Consider the following 18409-nt stretch of genomic DNA (forward strand, 5'->3'; position numbering starts at 1 on the left):
ACGCGACCGAGCCACCCAAGAAGAGGTTAGGGGCGGGCGGACTGCGTGACGACGCGCGCCCACCGCCTGGCCAGGGGTTCCCACGCCCGGCGCAGTTCGTGGCGGGCGGCCTCAACGGCATCGGCTACGGCAAAGATGTCGATGCCGTCGGCTCGGGGGGCGGCCGCTGACGGCTTGTCCGTGGTCCAGCTGCGGAAGTTCGCGGGGGTTGCCTCAGGGTGGAACTGCACGCCCCACGCCCGTGGACCAAAGCGTGCGGCCTGCACCGTCCCGTCCGGCGAGGTGGCCAGCAAGGTGGCGCCGGCGGGCAGGGCGGTGACCACGTCGTTGTTCCACTGCACGGCGATCGCTCCGGCCGGGATCACCGACAGCAGGGGGTCGCTCGCCGCCGCCGGGGTCGGGCCGAAGGCGGTGAGTCCCTGTCCGTGTCCGTGCGGGTTGGGCTCGACGCGGCCGCCCAGGGCGACCGCGGCCAGCTGGTGCCCGAGGCAGATGCCGAGGAACGGGTCGCCACCGGCAGCCACGGTGGCGATGAGGGCACGGGTCGGGGCCAGCCACCGCGTAGTGCTGTCGTCGTTGGCCCCCATCTCGCCGCCCAGGACCAGCAGGCCCGCATGGTCTCCGAGTGAGGCGGGCAGGGCCCGACCGCGGTGCGCCTCAAGGACGTCCAGCTCAAGACCTGCTGCGGTCAGCCAGTCACCGAACCAACCTGTCGGACAGTTGTCCTCGTGCTGCACCACGAGCACAGTGGGCTTCATGCGGGCAATCTAACTCACCCGCGGGCGACGCGCGCTGCCGCCGTTGTCAGCCGATCTCGGTCACCGAGGCGGGACCGAAGAAGCTGTCATCACGGTCGGACTCCTGATCGGACGGATCTGTGGCGACCGTCGCGACCTCGTGCGGTTGCAGCTCTCCGCTGGCGATCTGCTCGGCGTAGTGGCACGCCACCCGCTGCGAGGCCGGAACGCCATCGATCTGGACGACCCGCAGCTCGGGTCGCTCGGTGTCGCAGCGCTCGGGCTGGCGCCACGGGCACCGGGTGTGGAAGCGGCAGCCTGCCGGAGGGTTGGCGGGACTGGGCAGGTCACCCGAGAGCAGGATGCGCTCCCGGCTGTCCTCGATCGTCGGGTCGGGGACCGGGACCGCCGACATGAGGGCGCGGGTGTAGGGGTGCAGCGGCTCGGCATAGAGGTCGTCTGCGTCGGCCTCCTCGACAAGGGCACCCAGATACATCACCCCCACCCGGTCGCTGATGTGTCGCACCACGGCGAGGTCGTGGGCGATGACGAGGAAGGTCAGCCCGAACTCCTCCTGCAGATCGGCCAGCAGGTTGATGACCTGAGCCTGGACGGAGACATCCAGTGCGCTGACCGGCTCGTCGGCGACGATGAGGGCCGGGTCGACGGACAGGGCGCGGGCGATGCCGACACGTTGGCGCTGACCACCGGAGAACTCGTGGGGGTATTTGCTGAGCGCCGTCCTGGGCAGGCCGACCGCCGTGAGTAGCTCGATCAGCCGAGCCCGCGCGTCGATGCCCTTGGTCAGGCCGTGGGCGCGCATCCCCTCCAGCAGCAGCTGCTCGACGGTCTGACGGGGGTCGAGGCTGCCCAGCGGGTCCTGGAAGACCATCTGCATGTGACGACGCTGCTTGCGCAGGGTCTCGCCCTTGAGCGAGGCGAGGTCGACGCCGCCGAAGAAGACGCTGCCCTCGGTCATCTCCTCGAGCTGCAGGAGCGCGCGACCGAGCGTGGACTTGCCACAGCCGGACTCACCCACCAGGCCATAGGTCTCGCCGCGGCGGATCTGCAGGTCGATCCCGTCGACGGCATAGACGTGGCCGACCGTGCGGTCGATGATGACGCCTTTCTTGATGGGGAAATGGACCTTGACCCCCTGGGCGTCGAGCAGGATGTCACCCTCGCTGATGTCTTCAATCACGACCGAGTCCTCGACGGGGGCGCTCTCGACACGGTCTGCCGGGCTGCTCATCAGGACTCCTCGTCGGTGGGGGACTCGGCCGACGCCTCGGACGCCTCGGCCGCTGCATCTGACGGGCCACCAGTGAGCGGGTTGTGGCAGCGCAACAGCCGCCCGGGGGACCCGTGCTCGTCGTCCGGCACGAGCTCAGGGGTGACCTCGCGGCACACCGCGATCTCCGAGGAGCAGCGCGGCGCGAACGCGCAGGCGCTGGTCCAGGGGATGTTGTCGGCGACTGAGCCAGGCACCGGCGTCAACCGGCGCCGCTCCTCGTGCAGACGGGGGATGGAGGCGAGCAGCCCTCCGGTGTAGGGGTGCCGTGGACGGCCGAACAGGTCGTGCCGCTCCGCGCGCTCGACGATGCGTCCGGCATACAGGACATTGACCTCGTCACACAGCCCCGCCACCACGCCCAGGTCGTGGGTGATCATGATCAGCGCGGTGCCGGAGTCCTGCACCAGCTCCTTGAGCAGCGTCAGGATCTGGGCCTGGATCGTGACATCGAGAGCCGTGGTCGGTTCGTCGGCGATCAGCAGCCGGGGCTCGCAGGCCAGCGCCATCGCGATGAGGGCACGCTGTCGCATGCCGCCCGAGAGCTGGTGGGGATAGTCCTTCAGCCGCCGGCCCGGGTCGGGGATCCCGACCTTGTCCAGCATCACCCGCGCGCCCTCCGTCGCCTCCGCCTTCTTGGCGTTCTTGTGCCGCTGGATCACCTCGGCGACCTGGACGCCGAGGGGCACGACCGGGTTGAGCGAGGACAGCGGGTCCTGGAAGATCATGGCGACGTCCCGGCCGCGCCGGTCGCGCAGCTGGTCTCCGGGCATGGTGAGCAGGTCCTCGCCGGCAAACCTGGCGCTGCCGGTGACGGTGTTGCCCCGGGCCGGCAGCAGGCCCATGATCGCCAGCGACGTGACGGACTTGCCGCACCCGGACTCGCCGACCAGACCCACGGTCTGTCCCGCGGCGACGTCAAAGCTGACGCCGTCCACGGCGCGGAAGGCCTTGCGGCCCTTGCCGAAGGTGACGGTCAGGTCCCGCACGGCGAGCAGAGGCTCGCTGTCGGACCTGCTGGTCGAGGTGGTGGTGGTGGGCTGAGCGGTCATCACGTCCTCCTCAGCGACGGGACTTGGGATCGAGGGCCTCGCGCAGCGACTCGCCCATCAGGGTGAAGCCGAGCGCGACGATGATGATGGCTACGGCGGGATAGACGGCCACTTCTGGGTGGGTGTTGAAGTACTGCTGGGCGCGGCCCAGCATCTGGCCCCACTCCGGCTGCGTGTCGTCGGGGTTGCCGAGGCCTAGGAAGGATAGGGCCGCAGCGTCGATGATGGCGATGGCAAGCATGAGCGTGGCCTGGACGATGACCGGGCCGATCGAGTTGGGCAGCATGTGGCGGAACACGATCGGGGCCGGTCGCACCCCGAGCGAGCGGGCGGCCAGCACGTGGTCACTGTGCCGCTGGCTCATCATCGAGCCGCGCAGCAGTCTGGCGAAGACCGGGATCTGGATCACCGCGATGGCGATGATCACCGTCCACTGGCTGGGCCGGGCAAACATCGCCGCCAGCGAGAAGGCCATCAGCAGCGAGGGGATGGAGAGCATCACGTCGACGATGCGCATCACCACCGTGTCGGCCCAACCGCCGATGCCGCCGGCGATGGTGCCGAGGATCACGCCGCCGGTGAGTCCGCCGAGGGTGGCGAGCACGCCGACGATGAGGGTCTGGCGCGCGCCCACGAGCAGGCGGGAGAACATGTCCCGTCCTGCGTCGTCGGCGCCCAGCGGGAAGCCGGGCTGGGGTCCGGGGATCGGGTTCTGGGTGCTGCGCTGCTCAATGAGCAGCCGGGCCGCCGGGTCGTGCGGAGCGATCCACGGCGCGATGATCGCCAGGATCACGAACGCCGTCACGATGATGGCGCCGGCCAGGAAGACAGGGTCACGGCGCAGCCGCAGCCACGCGCTCTGCCACAGGCTCACACCCTCCTCGTCGGAGAGCGTGCCGGCCTCGGCCAGCGCGTCGATGCGGGCCTTCTTGCGGTCGCCCGGCTTGGTCATGGAGGTCATGCGCAGCTCCTCACTTGGTCCGGACGCGCGGGTCGATGACGGCGTAGGCGATGTCGACCAGCAGGTTGACGAGGATGTAGATCAGCGCGGCCATCATGATGAGCACCTGCAGCACGGGGTAGTCCCGGCGCTCGAACCCGATGGCGAGCGCCTGCCCGATGCCCTGGAAGGCAAAGACCTTCTCCGTCAGGATGGCGCCGGCCAGGAGCGCACCGATCTGCAGGCCGATAATAGTGACCACGGGGATCAGGGCGTTGCGCATGATGTGGCGCACCCGGATGGTGCGCGGGGTCAACCCCTTGGCGCGAGCGGTGCGCACGTAGTCCTCCTCGAGCACGTCGATGACCGCGGCCCGGGTGATGCGAAAGACGATGGCAAACGGGATCGAGGCCAGCGCGAAGGCGGGGAGCACCAGGTGCTTGAGAGCATCCAGGGCGGCGTCCCACTCCCGGGTCAGGATCCCGTCGAGGACATACATGTTGGTGATGTGCGTGGCGTTGATGCCGACGCTGGACCGACCCGAGGGTGGCAACCAGCCCAGCTGCACGGCGAAGACGTATTTGAAGACGTAGGCCAGGAAGAACACCGGCACCGCGACACCGACAAGGGAGAAGATCACGCTCCCGGTGTCGAGGAAGCCGCCCTTGCGCCGGGCGGCGATGTAGCCCAGTGGGATGGCCAGGGTCAGGGCGATGAGCATCGCGAAGAAGCTGAGCTCGATGGTGGCCGGGAGGCGCTGGATGAAGACGTCCCAGGCGGGCTCACCGCGGTAGACGCCGTTGGAGATGCCGAAGTCACCCTGCAGCGCGCGCTCCAGGAACTTCCAGTACTGCACCGGCAAGGGGTCGTCGAGCCCGAGCTGGGCGCGCAGGGCAGCCGTGGACTCTGGGGTGGCGCGCTCGCCGAGCAGCGCGCTGATCACGCCTCCGGGCAGAGAGCGGAGCCAGGCAAAGAGCAGGATGCTGAGCACAAAGAGCGCCAGCACAGCCTGCAGGCTGCGACGGACGATGAACCTGAGCACGGAAGTCTCCTGACGGCGGCGGGCGACGGGCCCCGTCCTCCCCGGTCAGTCGACCAGGGAGGACGGGGCCCGAAGGATCACTCGGAGATGGTGACCGTCGAGAAGTCCTCAGCGGTCAGCGGGCTCGCGACGAGCCCCTGCACGTTGGGACCAACCACGATGGCCGGCGGGCTGTGCGAGAGCGGGAGACCGGGCAGCCACTCGGGGCTCATGATCTTGGTGTTCAGATCCTTGTAGAGCTGCTCGCGAGCTGCCTCGTCGGGCTCACCGTCGGCCGCGGTCAGGGACTCCTGGAGCTCACCCTGCCAGTCGTACTCACTGGTGCCGAACGCGTTCTCGTCGCCGCAGAAGAAGGCGCACAGGAAGTTGTCGGCCGAGTTGAGGTCGCCGGTCCAGCCCAGGAAGTAGGCCGGAGCCTGGTTGGTCTGGGCACCGTCGATGTAGCCACCAGCCCAGGGCTTGGTGACGGTCTCGACGGTGATGCCCGCGGCCTCCCAGTCGGTCTTCACCGCGTCGTAGACGCGCTGGGGGTCCGGCATGTAGGGGCGGGTCACCTCGGAGGGGTACCACAGCTCGATCGTGAGGTCAGACTTGCCGGCCTGCTCGAGCAGGTCCTTGGCCTTCTCCACGTCGTACTCGTAGGCCTCGATCGTGTCGTCGTAGCCGCTGACCGTGTTGGGCATGAACTGCGTGGCCACGCTGGCGCCCTCCGGCAGCTGCGTCGCGACGAACTGGTCACGGTTCAGCGCGTGGTAGAGCGCCTGGCGCACCAGCGGGTCCGCCAGCTGCGGGTCCGCGATCGGGTTCAGGCCCACGTAGAGGATGTTGAACGGGTCGCGGATCTCGACCTGGTTGCCCGAGTCCTCCAGCGCCTGCCAGTCGACCGGGTTGGGCAGGTCGTAGCCGTGGATCGTGCCGGCCTCGAGCTCCTGACGGCGGGCGTTCTCGTCGGGGACGATCTTGAAGACGAGGTTGGCCACACCGGCCTTCTCCTCACCCCAGTAGTCGTCGTTGCGGACCAGGGTGACCGTGCCGCCGGCGTTGTCATAGGCCTCAAACATGAACGGGCCGGTGCCGGTCGGGTTCTTGTCGTACTCCGGGAAGACGAAGGCGTCACCCTGGGCCTGCACGTCGTTGGCGTTGAACTCTTCCAGCGCCGTCGGCGACTGCATGGCGTAGGACGACTGCGACAGCACCATCGGGAACTTGCCGGTGACCCGGCTCACCACGACCTCGGCCGTGGTCTCGTCCACGGCGGTGCAGGACTCGTAGAGCGAGCCGTCGCCGAAGCCGAAGTCGTTGCCGTAGTAGTAGGCCATCGCCGGTGACTGACCGACCTCGTTCTGGTCCTGCCAGCGGTCCATGTTGTAGCAGACGGCCTCGGCGTTGAAGTCGGTGCCGTCGTGGAACGTCACGCCCTCCTGGAGGGTGAAGGTCCAGGTCAGGCCATCGTCGCTGGACCAGTCGGTGGCCAGCTCCGGGACGCCGTTGGTCCCACCGGGCTCGATGCCGATGAGGTTCTGATAGATCTGTCGGCTGATGCGGAACGTCTCGCCATCACTGGCATAGAACGGGTCGAAGGTCGCCGGGGCGCCAGCAGCACCGAAGATGAACGTGGCGTCCGATGCGGCTGCGTCGCCGTCGTCACCGCCAGCGGTCGAATCGGTGCCATCGGCGTTGTCTCCGGCGGCGTTGTCGCCACCGTTGTCCCCGTCGTCTCGGTCGGACTCGGCGCACGACGTCAGGACCAGTGCCATAGCGGCGGTCCCGGCGACGACGGCCGCCATCTTGCGGATTGTCATTCTGCCTCCTCTTAAGGCCGGCGACCGGAAGACCGGGCGACGGATCACAATGTGGCTCAAGGTAATCCTCTGGGGCCTGTGACGGAAGCAGACCGGCCGGATCGATGCCGAACCTTGACCAAATGCCCGAGGTGCAGGGCGCCTAGGCTGCAGATGTGAGCACAACGGGCGGAGGCAGCGGCACCGACAGCAGAGCACCGGTCGGCAACCTGGAGAGGCTCGTGGTGGCCGCGGCCCTGGTGGACGACCTGAGCCACCCGACCCGGCTGCTCGCGGCCCGGCGGTCGGCTCCGGCGGCGCTAGCTGGCGGCTGGGAGTTCCCGGGAGGCAAGGTCGAGCCGGGTGAGGAGCCGGTGAGCGCCCTGCACCGCGAGGTGCAGGAGGAGCTGGGCGTCGGCATACGCCTCGGCAGTCCGGTCCCGGGCCCGCTGGACGGGCGGTGGCCGCTGCAGGTCGCCGACTTCACGCTCGCCCTGTGGTGGGCCGTCCCGCTGGGTGAGCCTCAGCCGCTGCAGGATCATGACCTGCTGCGATGGCTGTCCGAGCCCGAGTTGGACACCGTGTCCTGGCTGGTCAGCAACGCCCCGATGGTGGCCGCGATCCGAGCCGATCTGTTCGCACTGTCCTGAGCAGCCCCTGCGGGATGAGAAAATCGTCCCTATGCCTCTCCAGACTCGCGACGACATCCGCAACGTGGCCATCATTGCCCACGTCGACCACGGCAAGACCACGATGGTTGACGCCATGCTCTGGCAGGCGGGCGCTTTCACCGGGCACGACGCCGAGTCGCACGCCGTCGAGCGGTTCATGGACAGCGGTGACCTGGAGCGCGAGAAGGGCATCACGATCCTGGCCAAGAACACGGCCGTGCACTACCGCGGCGCGGCGGCCCAGGAGCTCGACGTCGCCGACGGCGTCACCATCAACATCATCGACACCCCGGGTCACGCCGACTTCGGTGGCGAGGTCGAGCGTGGCCTGTCCATGGTCGACGGCGTGGTCCTGCTGGTGGACGCCTCGGAGGGGCCGTTGCCGCAGACCCGCTTCGTGCTGCGCAAGGCCCTGGCCGCGCGCAAGCCGGTGATCCTGTGCATCAACAAGGTCGACCGGCCCGACGCGCGCATCGAGCCGGTCACTGAAGAGGTTTATGAGCTGTTCATGGACCTGCTCGACGACGCCGAGGAGGGCGCTGCCGGCCTGGAGTTCCCGATCGTCTATGCCTCCGCCAAGAACGGCCGGGCCAGCCTGACCCAGCCGGCGGACGGCGCCCTGCCGGACAACGAGGACCTCGAGCCGTTGTTCCGCACGATCCTGGCGACCGTCCCCGCGCCGACCTATGACCCGGAGATGCCGCTGCAGGCGCACGTGACGAACCTGGACTCCTCACCCTTCCTGGGGCGCCTGGCGCTGTGCCGCGTCCACAACGGCACCATCACCAAGGGCCAGCAGGCGGCCTGGTGCCGCAGCGACGGCACGATCCAGAAGGTCAAGATCACCGAGCTGCTGCTGACCGAGGCACTGGAGCGCGTGCCGGCCACCGAGGCCGGTCCCGGCGACATCATCGCGATCGCCGGCATCCCGGAGATCACCATCGGAGAGACCCTCGCCGACGTTGACGACCCCCGCCCCCTGCCGCTGATCACGGTGGACGAGCCGGCGATCAGCATGACGATCGGCACCAACACCTCACCGCTCGCAGGGCGGGTGAAGGGGGCTAAGGTCACCGCCCGACTGGTCAAGGACCGCCTGGACAAGGAGCTGGTCGGCAACGTGTCGCTGCGGGTGCTCCCGACGGAGCGCCCTGACGCGTGGGAGGTCCAGGGCCGAGGTGAGCTGGCGCTCGCCATCCTGGTGGAGCAGATGCGCCGGGAGGGTTATGAGCTGACGGTCGGCAAGCCCCAGGTGGTCACCCGCGAGATCGACGGCAAGCTGCACGAGCCGATCGAGCGGCTGACCATCGACGCGCCCGAGGAGCACCTCGGCGCCATCACGCAGGTGCTGGCCAGCCGCAAGGGGCGCATGGAGCAGATGACCAACCACGGCACGGGCTGGATCCGGATGGAGTTCATCGTGCCGGCCCGTGGGCTGATCGGCTTCCGCACCGAGTTCATGACCGAGACCCGGGGGACGGGCATCGCCAACCACGTCTTCGAGGGCTACGCGCCCTGGTATGGCGAGATCCGCACCCGGCAGACCGGCTCGCTGGTCTCCGACCGGGCGGGGGTGGCCACGACATACGCCATGTTCAACCTGCAGGAGCGCGGCTCGATGTTCCTCGAGCCCACGACCGAGGTCTATGAGGGCATGGTCGTCGGCGAGAACTCCCGCGCCGACGACATGGACGTCAACATCACCAAGGAGCGCAAGCTGACTAACGTGCGCTCCGCCGGTGCGGACGTCCTTGAGCGGCTCATCCCGCCGCGGCGACTGAGCCTGGAGCAGTCGCTCGAGTTCTGCCGCGAGGACGAGTGCGTGGAGGTCACCCCCGAGGCGGTGCGCATCCGCAAGGTCGTGCTCGACCACTCGCTGCGGGCCCGGGCTGCGGCGCGCGCCCGCCGATGACCCGCCCGTCGCCGGCCGAGGCGCTCCGCCCACGCGGGGACCGACCGCTGCGGGTCGTGGCGGTGCACGCCCACCCCGATGACGAGACACTCGCGACCGGGGTCGCTCTGGCGCACCATGTGGCCAGGGGCGACACGGTGCACGTGATCACGGCCACCCTGGGGGAGGAGGGCGAGGTCATCCCCGCCGAGCTCGCGCACCTGGAGGGCAGCCCTGAGCTGGGAGCGCACCGCCGCGGCGAGTTGGACCGCGCGATGGCCGAGCTCGGGGTCGAGCACAGTTATCTCGCTGTGGGCGCCAGCCGCACGACCACGCCCCGCTGGCGGGACAGCGGCATGGCCGGGTCGCAGGCCGCGGAGCACCCCCGCGCCTTCGCCGGTGCGCCCGTCGCGGAGGCGGCTGATCTGCTCGCCGAGCGACTCGGCATACTGCTCCCGGACCTGGTCCTGACCTACGACGCCCACGGCGGCTACGGCCACCCAGACCACATCCAGACCCACCGGGTCACGGTGGCTGCGGTCGCCTCGTTGCCCGAGCGGCTGCGCCCCAGGCTGTTCGCCGCCTTCACCCCCCGCTCGTGGGTGCTGGAGGACCGGGACTGGTTGGCCGAGCACGTGCCCGCCGGCGCAGGGCTCACCGTGCCGGACGGCGACGACCCCTTCGCGCCCTCCGTGGTCGACGACGCCCGGGTCACTCACGAGGTCGTGGACCTCGACGCCGTCGCGCACCAGGTGCGTGCCCTGCGCCGGCACGCCACCCAGGTCAGTGTCTTCGAGGTGCCCGACGGGCCCTACTTCGCACTGTCCAACGGCATCGCGGCCCGACTCGCCGGGCGCGAGGGCTATGCCGAGCTCGACCCCGGGACCGGTCTGCCGATCGGGTGAGGCACGATGGTGGAGACGGGACAGGGAGGTGCTGGCGTGGCTGAGGAGTTCGCCGCCGAGCCGACGTCCGTCGACCCCGATCTCTATCGCCGCGCCATCGGCCGGTTCGCCACCGGAGTGACCGTCGCGACCACCTTTGCCGGTCAGCACGACCACGCCATGACCGCCAACTCGATCACCAGCGTCTCGCTCGACCCGGTCCTGCTGCTCATCTGCGTCGAGCGGGCCGCGCGCTGGCACGACGCGGTGCTCGAGTCCGGAGTGTTCGGCATCAGCGTCCTGGGTCATCACGCCCGGGCGACGGCCTCCTGGCTGAGCACGCCCGGTCGGCCCCTGCACGGTCAGCTCGACCGGGTGGCGCACCACCGGGGCCAGGTCACCAACATCGCGCTCATCGACGGCGCTCTGGCCGCCTTCGAGTGCCGCACCACCGATGTCCACGTGGCCGGTGATCACAGCCTGGTCGTCGGTGAGGTCGTCGGCATCGAGCTGCCGCCGCGGGTCGACCCGGCCCTGGTGCACTTCCGCGGCCGCTACGGCCACCTGGACTGACCCACCCTCGGGGTGATGTGGACCTCCTATCGCGAGGTGGTCAGCGAGGTGAGACACACCCGCGCTGCCCCGGTCTATGCTCAACAGTCACGGCAGCGCGATGGAGCGTGCGGCCGTGGCCGAAGGGAGCGCTCGATGAGCCCGACCGAGATCACCGTCAACGGCACCGCGCGCCCGTGTGCGGCCGGACCTCACACCAGCCTGCTCGACTGGCTGCGTGGCGAGGGGCTCACGGGCGCCAAGGAGGGGTGCGCCGAGGGAGAGTGCGGCGCCTGTGCTGTCCTGGTAGCCCGACCGGACGGGGCTGACCGGACTCGCTGGGTCTCGGTCAACGCGTGTCTGCCCCTGGCACTCGCCTTTGACGGCCAGGAGGTCGTCACCGCCGAGGGCCTGGGTGCCCCGCCGGCCCCTGGGCAGCAGGCGGTGCTACACCCGGTGCAACGCGAGATGGCGGACCGCGGCGGCTCGCAGTGCGGCTACTGCACACCGGGGTTCGTGTGCGCGATGGCGGCCGAGTTCTATCGCCCCGAGCGCGGTGGTCAGGCACCGCACGAGGGGGCGGAGTGCGGGGCCAACGGTTTTGACCTACACGCCCTGAGCGGCAATCTGTGCCGGTGCACCGGCTACCGGCCGATCCGCGACGCCGCCTATGCCCTCGGCGAGCCCGACCCGCTCGACCCGCTCGCCGAGCGTCGGGACCGCGCAGCACCGCCAGCTCGCGCCACGGAGGTCTCCGCCTCTGACCTCTCCGCTTCTGATCTCCCCGGCTCGGACGCAACCTTCGTGCGCCCAACAGACCTGCCGGACCTGCTCACTCGACTCGCGGCAACGCCCGACGCAGTGCTGGTGGCGGGCGCAACCGATGCCGGGGTGGAACGCAACCTGCGGCATACCCGTCCATCATCGGTGCTGGCCATCGACCACCTCGAGGAACTGCGCGGTCTGCACCACTCACCGGACTCCGTCGAGATCGGAGCTGCACTGACGCTCAGCGAGATTGAGCGCGCTCTGGCCGGCCGCGTGCCGCTTCTTGACCAGTTGTTCCCCCAGTTCGCCTCGCGCCTGATCCGCAACGCGGCGACGCTCGGTGGCAACCTGGGCACTGGCTCCCCGATCGGGGACGCGGCGCCGGTGCTCCTGGCCCTGGGGGCCACCCTGGTGCTCGCCTCGGCTGAGGGTGAGCGTGCGGTGCCGCTGGACGACTACTTCACCGGCTATCGGCGAAGCGTGCGGGTGCCCGGCGAGCTCATCAGGGCGGTCCGCATCCCCCTGCCTGCGGCGCCGCACGCGGCGTTCTACAAGGTCGCCAAGCGCCGCTTCGACGACATCTCCTCGGTCGCGGTGGCGATCTCGCTGCGCCTTGAGCGTGGCATGGTCGCCTCGGTGCGGATCGGGCTGGGCGGGGTGGCGGCGACCCCGATCCGCGCGCTGGCCACGGAAGCGGGGCTGACGGGGCGCCCCTGGGACGCGGACACGGTCTCCCGGGCGGCGCGGACGCTCGCGCAGGAGGGGACGCCGCTGGATGACCACCGGGCCAGCGCTCGCTATCGCAGCGCGATGCTCGAGCAGAGTCTGATGCGCTTCCACGCCGAACACAGACCGACGAAACCCCTGCAAAAAGACGGATTCGACCAACGAAACCACTCGGAAAATTGGGGGGAGGCGCGGTGAGCACGCCATTGTCCCCGCAGCCCTCCGTGGGTCAGACCGTCTCGCACGAGAGTGCCGAACTGCACGTCACCGGCGCCGCGCACTACACCGACGACCTGGTGGGGCGGACCACCAGCGTGCTGCACGCCTGGCCGGTCCAGGCACCACATGCCCACGCGCGGGTCACCGCGCTGGCGACCGACCCGGCGCTTCGGGTGCCTGGCGTGGTGCGCGTGCTCACCGGCGCGGACGTGCCCGGTGCCAATGACTCCGGTGTCCGGGAGGACGAGCCGCTCTTCCCCGACGAGGTCATGTATCACGGGCATGCTGTCTGCTGGGTGCTCGGCGAGACGCTGGAGGCCGCGCGGCTGGGAGCGGAGGCCGTCGAGGTGACCTATGCGTCGCTGCCCTCCGTCATCACACTCACCGAGGCGATCGAGCAGGAGTCGTTCCAGGGATCGCAGCGCACCGTCAGCCGAGGTGACGTCGTCGCCGGGCTGGAGCGCGCGGCCCACCGGTTCAGCGGCGAGTTCGAGTTCGGCGGCCAGGAGCACTTCTACCTCGAAACCCAGGCGGCGCTGGCCAGTGTCGATGAGGCCGGGCAGGTGTTCGTGCAGAGCAGCACCCAGCACCCGACGGAGACGCAGGAGATCGTCGCGCACGTCCTGGGCCTGCGCAGTCACGAGGTCACCGTCCAGTGCCTGCGGATGGGCGGTGGGTTCGGCGGCAAGGAGATGCAGCCCCACGGCCTGGCGGCGGTGGCCGCGCTCGGTGCCGTGCTCACCGGGCGCCCGGTCCGGGTGCGGCTCAACCGAACCCAGGACATGACCATGACCGGCAAGCGGCACCCCTTCCACGCGTCCTGGGAGGTCGGTTTTGACCAGGAGGGCCACCTTGAGGCGCTGCGCACGACGCTGACCTCCGACGGCGGGTGGTCCCTCGACCTGTCCGAGGCCGTCCTGGGGCGCGCCCTGTGCCACGTGGACAACGCCTACTACGTGCCGGACGCGGAGTTCCACGGCCGGATCGCCCAAACGCACAAGACCTCCCAGACCGCCTTCCGCGGATTCGGCGGGCCCCAGGGGATGCTCGTCCTGGAAGATATCCTTGGGCGCTGCGCCCCCGCGTTCGGGCTCGACCCGACCGAGCTGCGGCGCCGCAACCTCTACCAGCCCGGCCAGAGCACGCCCTATGGCCAGCCGGTCCGGCACGCCGAGCGTCTCGAGGCCGTGCTGGAGGAGGTGACGACCCGCGCGGACCTGACTACTCGGCATACCGAGATCGCGGCGTTCAATGCCGCCCATCCGCATCGCAAGCGGGGGATTGCCTGCACACCAGTGAAGTTCGGCATCTCCTTCAACTTCACGGCGTTCAACCAGGCCGGTGCCCTGGTCCACGTCTACAAGGACGGATCGGTGCTCATCAACCATGGCGGCACCGAGATGGGCCAGGGACTGCACACCAAGATGCGCCAGGTGGCTGCGACGGCCCTGGGGCTGCCGCTGAGCGGGATCCGCCTGGCTCCGACCCGCACCGACAAGGTGCCCAACACCTCTGCGACAGCGGCCAGCTCGGGCTCTGACCTGAACGGTGGCGCGGTCAAGGACGCCTGTGAGCAGATCCGGGGGCGGCTGGCTGCAGTGGCTGCCGAGCGGCTCGGCACCAGCTCCGCGGAGGTGCAGTTCGTCGAGGGCAGTGTCCTGGGAGCCGGACAGGCCCTGCCCTGGTCCGAACTGGTGCGCGAGGCCTACCTGGCGCGCGTGCAGCTGTTCGCCGCCGGGTACTACCGCACCGAGGGCCTGCACTGGGACGGGGTCCGGATGCAGGGCGAGCCGTTCAAGTACTTCGCCTACGGCGCCGCGGTCTCCGAGGTGGAGGTCGACGGCTTCACCGGGGCCTACACCTTCCTGCGCACCGACATCGTCCACGACGTCGGTGACAGCCTCTCGCCGCTGGTCGACATCGGGCAGATCGAAGGTGGCTTCGTGCAGGGCGTCGGCTGGCTGACGCTGGAGGACCTGCGCTGGGACACGAGTGACGGCGAGGGCCGTGGCCGGGTCAGCACGCCCAGTGCCAGCACCTACAAACTGCCCTCGTTCTCCGAGATGCCGCGCGAGCTCACCGTGCATCTGCTCGAACACGCCACCGAAGACGGTGCGGTCTATGGCTCCAAGGCCGTCGGCGAACCGCCGCTCATGCTTGCCTTCAGCGTCCGCGAGGCGCTGCGCCAGGCGGTCGCGGCGTTCGGCCCGGCCGGTCACGTCGTCGAGCTGGCCTGCCCCTCCACGCCGGAGGCGGTGTTCTGGGCGGTCGAGGCGGCGCGTGCCGGCGCACCCGGCAACACCAGGGAGTATGCCGACCAGCTGGCTGTGTCAGCACCCACGGCGGCGTCCGTGGTCACCGACGAGGTGGCGCAGGCTGGCGCGTGGTCGTCGGGCGCCACGGGGAGCCAAGACTCTGTCTTGGAGCCGGTTGTGGTTCTTGGAGCCGGTGATAACAGGCTCCAAGATGCAGAACCGGCTCCTAGTGCTGACAGCGGCCGGCCCGGTCCCGTGGGAGACGTGGACTGATGGACTGGCTGCGCGCTCTGACGCACCTGCGGGACGAGGGCCGTTCCGGGGTGCTGCTCACCGTCACCTCGGTGCGTGGGCACGCCCCGCGGGAGGCCGGCGCCAAGATGGTCGTGACGCCCGGCCAGACCTGGGGCAGCATCGGCGGCGGGAACCTCGAGGCCACCGCCGTCACCCGCGCGCGAGAACTGCTGGCGGCCGGCACCACGGCGCCAGTGACACTCGACCTCTCGCTGCACGAGCACGCGCCGGTCAGCTTCGGGCGGCAGTGCTGTGGAGGCGAGGTGAGCCTGCTCCTCGAGCCGCTGCCCGCCCGCCCGGTCGTGGCCGTCTTTGGCCTGGGCCACGTGGGGCAGGAGCTGGGCCGGATCCTGGGCCGCCTGCCGCTCGCGGTCCACCTCGTGGACAGCCGGACCTCGGCCGTGCACCAGATGCAGGCAGCCGTCTCCACCGACGGGCCGGCTGACGTGCGCATCACCCACGCCCCGGCCCCGGAGGTCGTGCTCGCGGACCTGCCGGCCCACGCCCACGTCCTGGTGATGACCCACGACCACGCGGAGGACCTGGTGCTCTGCGAGGCGGCGCTGCGCCGAGGCGACCTCGGCTCGGTCGGGGTGATCGGCTCATCCGCGAAGTGGCAGCGCTTCCGCAAGCGGCTGCTGGAGGCGGGGCACACCGAGGCTTCGATCGGCACTCTGACCAGCCCTATCGGCCGGCCCGAGCTGGTGGGCAAGGAGCCCGCCGTGATCGCGGTCAGCGTCGCTGCTGAGCTCCTGCGTGCCCTGCGGGCCGAGCCGGTCAGCGGCCTGACGCCCAAGGAGGGGTCCGAGCTGTCCAGCAGCCCCACCGGATAACTATTCGGCATCGATCCGTGGGGCGGGGCCACATCTGTCGCAGAAGTGGGCGTCGGGGTGAGGAGGACACGGCATACTGCCACAGACGCCCGGTGTGCCCAGGACCGCACCGACGGGCTGCGCCAAGACGCGGACTGCACGCACACGGACTGCACGAAGACGGACTGCCACGACGAAGGGTCGGGAGTGGAAGAGCGACAGAACCTGCCGGAGGAGCCGCCGCGCAACGAGTGGATCGGCATCCTCCTGCGCACGCTGGTCGCCGTGCTGGTGCTGGGGGGCGGCTACTACGCGGCCGCGCAGTACCTCGGTGGCCGGATCCCGAACGGCACGGCCGTCGAGGGGGTGGACATCGGTGGGCAGAGTCCGGCCGCCGCCCGCGACCTGCTGGAGTCCAAGCTGGAGGAGCTGGCCACCGGAGAGGTGGTCATTGACGTCGAGGACGACACGTTCACCATCGACCCGACCACGGCGGGACTCAGCCTCGACCTGGACGCCACCCTGGACGGCATCACGGGGGTCAGCTATGACCCGCAGGTGATGTGGGGCCGGATCACCAACGACGGTGGAGACCTGCCGCTGCAGGTCACCGTGGACCGCGCCGCGCTCGAGCAGGCGGTCGCCGAGGTGGCTGAGGAGGCCGCGATCGAGCCCCGCAACGGCACGGTCTGGTTCAGCCTCGGGGAGGTGCGCTCGACCGCCTCGGAGGACGGCCGCGAGCTGGACACGGCCGCGACCAGTGACGCCGTCGAGGCCGCGTGGCCGCAGGAACACCAGGTCACGGGGGTCGCGGCCCCGACCAGCCCGGAGCTCGCCCAGGCAGAGATCGAGCGTTTCGTCGACGAGGCCGCCGGACCGGCCATCGCCGGCCCGGTCAACGTCAAGGTGGGCGAGGAGACCTCCACGATCAGTCCCAACCAGATCGCCCGCCTGCTGACCGTCCACGAGTCGCCCGAGCACGCTCTCAGCCTCGAGCTGGACGGCGATGGCCTGCTCGAGATCGTCAGCGGCCAGCTGGAGGCGACTGCAGAAGCTCCGCTCAACGCCAGCCTCGCGCTCGACGACGGCACGGTGGTGGTCACCAAGGCGCGGGTCGGCAAGGTCGTCGACGAGGACAAGCTGGTCGCGCAGTTCGAGGAGGCCCTCACCGCCACCGGCAAGGACCGCACCATCACGGTCGGCACGGTCGAGGTCAAGCCCTCCGTGACCGACGCGGACGCCGAGAACTGGGACATCTCCCAGATGGCGACCTTCCGCAGCGCCTACCCCGGCGGGCCGTCCAACGCCGACCGCACCGAGAACATCAGGGTCGGTCTGGGCCACGTCAACGGCACGGTCGTCATGCCGGGTGACACCTTCAGCCTGGCCAACACCCTGGCGCCGATCACCAAGGAGCGGGGGTATGTCGAGGCAGGGGTGATCAGTGACGGCCGCCTGGTCAAGGGCATCGGCGGGGGCCTGTCGCAGGTCTCCACGACGGTGCTGAACACCGCCTGGGAGGCGGGGCTCCAGCTGGACGAGTTCCACCCCCACTCCTACTACATCCCCCGCTACCCGGTCGGCAAGGAGGCCACGATCGCGGTCGGCATCCTGGACAACCGGTGGACCAACAACACGAACACGCCGGTGCTGATCCAGACCTACCTCGACGGCGGCGAGATCGTGATGACCTTCTGGGGTGACCGGCAGTTCTCAGTGCAGACGATCACCGGCCCCCGCAGCAACATCGTGACGGCCGACGAGCGTGAGGACGACAGCGCGACGTGCCTGCCCCAGAGCGCCCAGGACGGTTTTGACATCACGGTCACCAGGGTCCTCTCACGCTCGGGCAGCGAGGTCTCCCGACAGTCCTACACCACGCACTACGACGCCTCGCCGGAGGTCGTGTGCACCAACCCGAACGCCGGCTGACCGCGTGATGCCTGCCACAGTCCCACGGGCCAGATTCCCCACCCGAGGTCGTGAACGGCATACTAGGGGCAGGTTTGCACCGAGCTCTCCAGCTGGCGCCGGACCGCCACACCACCAGAAGAAGCAGGAGGCGTCTCCATGACGTACGTGATCGCTCAGCCGTGTGTTGATCTCAAGGACAAGGCGTGCATCGACGAGTGCCCGGTTGACTGCATCTATGAGGGCGAGCGCATGCTCTATATCCACCCCGACGAGTGCGTGGACTGTGGCGCCTGCGAGCCGGTGTGTCCCGTGGAGGCCATCTACTACGAGGACGACACCCCTGAGGAGTGGGCCGACTACTACAAGGCCAACGTGGAGTTCTTCGACGACCTGGGCAGCCCCGGCGGGGCCGCCAAGATGGGCCTGATCCCCAAGGACCACCCGCTGGTTGCCGTCCACCCCCCGCAGGCGCAGGACGACAGCTAGACCAGCCCGGGTCCAGGCAGCGACGGCCCTCTGCCCGGACCACGACACCCCCCGGTGTCCCGCCGACTCGGCGGGGCCGCCCCGAGCAGGAGGA

15 protein-coding genes are annotated in these 18409 nt (G+C 69.8%); 9 read left to right on the forward strand and 6 right to left on the reverse strand.

All coding sequences use genetic code 11. The annotated features are described in order from the left end of the window. Nucleotides 1–26 precede the first annotated feature (26 nt). The 6 genes from NF557_RS04010 to NF557_RS04035 form a co-directional block, all read right to left on the reverse strand. On the reverse strand, nucleotides 27–758 hold the full coding sequence (locus NF557_RS04010; RefSeq protein ID WP_252621837.1) for a type 1 glutamine amidotransferase: 732 nt from the start codon (nucleotides 756–758) through the stop codon (nucleotides 27–29). 46 nt (nucleotides 759–804) lie between these two features. After that, entirely contained in the window at nucleotides 805–1989 is a 1185-nt protein-coding gene (locus NF557_RS04015) for an ABC transporter ATP-binding protein (protein WP_252621839.1), read from the reverse strand. Continuing rightward, complete coding sequence (locus NF557_RS04020; protein WP_252621841.1) at nucleotides 1989–3080, reverse strand: ABC transporter ATP-binding protein; 1092 nt, start codon at nucleotides 3078–3080, stop codon at nucleotides 1989–1991. The genes NF557_RS04015 and NF557_RS04020 overlap by 1 nt, the downstream gene beginning before the upstream one ends. 10 nt (nucleotides 3081–3090) lie before the next feature. Beyond that, entirely contained in the window at nucleotides 3091–4032 is a 942-nt protein-coding gene (locus tag NF557_RS04025; RefSeq protein WP_252623911.1) for an ABC transporter permease, read from the reverse strand. A gap of 19 nt (nucleotides 4033–4051) precedes the next feature. Then, nucleotides 4052–5062 carry an ABC transporter permease gene (locus NF557_RS04030; protein WP_252621843.1) on the reverse strand — a complete coding sequence of 337 codons (1011 nt, stop codon included), beginning with the start codon at nucleotides 5060–5062 and terminating at the stop codon, nucleotides 4052–4054. 77 nt (nucleotides 5063–5139) lie between these two features. Then, nucleotides 5140–6864, reverse strand: a complete 1725-nt coding sequence (locus NF557_RS04035; protein ID WP_252621845.1) for an ABC transporter substrate-binding protein — start codon at nucleotides 6862–6864, stop codon at nucleotides 5140–5142. Nucleotides 6865–7019: 155 nt separating this feature from the next. Between NF557_RS04035 and NF557_RS04040 the strand changes: the two genes are divergently transcribed. The 9 genes from NF557_RS04040 to fdxA all read left to right on the forward strand — a co-directional run bounded on the left by NF557_RS04040 (nucleotide 7020) and on the right by fdxA (nucleotide 18315). Beyond that, the gene (locus tag NF557_RS04040; RefSeq protein WP_252621847.1) at nucleotides 7020–7493 is read left to right on the forward strand and encodes a (deoxy)nucleoside triphosphate pyrophosphohydrolase; all 474 of its coding nucleotides are present in this window, start codon (nucleotides 7020–7022) and stop codon (nucleotides 7491–7493) included. A 31-nt stretch (nucleotides 7494–7524) separates the two neighbouring features. Continuing rightward, a complete protein-coding gene (gene typA / locus NF557_RS04045) occupies nucleotides 7525–9426 on the forward strand; it encodes a translational GTPase TypA (RefSeq protein ID WP_252621848.1) in 1902 nt (633 codons plus the stop codon). Beyond that, nucleotides 9423–10310 (forward strand): PIG-L family deacetylase, encoded by an 888-nt coding sequence (locus tag NF557_RS04050; protein ID WP_252621851.1) that lies wholly within the window; start codon nucleotides 9423–9425, stop codon nucleotides 10308–10310. The genes typA and NF557_RS04050 overlap by 4 nt, the downstream gene beginning before the upstream one ends. A 36-nt stretch (nucleotides 10311–10346) precedes the next feature. Continuing rightward, nucleotides 10347–10862: a flavin reductase family protein gene (locus NF557_RS04055; protein WP_252621853.1), complete on the forward strand. Its 516-nt coding sequence runs from the start codon at nucleotides 10347–10349 to the stop codon at nucleotides 10860–10862. A gap of 135 nt (nucleotides 10863–10997) precedes the next feature. Further along, nucleotides 10998–12533: a xanthine dehydrogenase small subunit gene (locus NF557_RS04060; RefSeq protein ID WP_252621855.1), complete on the forward strand. Its 1536-nt coding sequence runs from the start codon at nucleotides 10998–11000 to the stop codon at nucleotides 12531–12533. Further along, entirely contained in the window at nucleotides 12530–15082 is a 2553-nt protein-coding gene (xdhB, locus tag NF557_RS04065; protein WP_252621858.1) for a xanthine dehydrogenase molybdopterin binding subunit, read from the forward strand. Before NF557_RS04060 ends, xdhB begins: the two co-directional genes overlap by 4 nt. Continuing rightward, entirely contained in the window at nucleotides 15082–15936 is an 855-nt protein-coding gene (gene xdhC / locus NF557_RS04070) for a xanthine dehydrogenase accessory protein XdhC (RefSeq protein ID WP_252621860.1), read from the forward strand. The genes xdhB and xdhC overlap by 1 nt, the downstream gene beginning before the upstream one ends. Before the next feature lie 186 nt (nucleotides 15937–16122). Further along, nucleotides 16123–17847, forward strand: a complete 1725-nt coding sequence (locus NF557_RS04075; protein ID WP_252621862.1) for a VanW family protein — start codon at nucleotides 16123–16125, stop codon at nucleotides 17845–17847. Between the two features lie 138 nt (nucleotides 17848–17985). After that, the gene (fdxA, locus tag NF557_RS04080; protein ID WP_252621864.1) at nucleotides 17986–18315 is read left to right on the forward strand and encodes a ferredoxin; all 330 of its coding nucleotides are present in this window, start codon (nucleotides 17986–17988) and stop codon (nucleotides 18313–18315) included. The last annotated feature ends 94 nt before the right edge of the window (nucleotides 18316–18409 follow it).

The organism is Ornithinimicrobium cryptoxanthini, from assembly GCF_023923205.1.
GTDB classification, from domain to species: Bacteria; Actinomycetota; Actinomycetes; order Actinomycetales; family Dermatophilaceae; genus Ornithinicoccus; species Ornithinicoccus cryptoxanthini.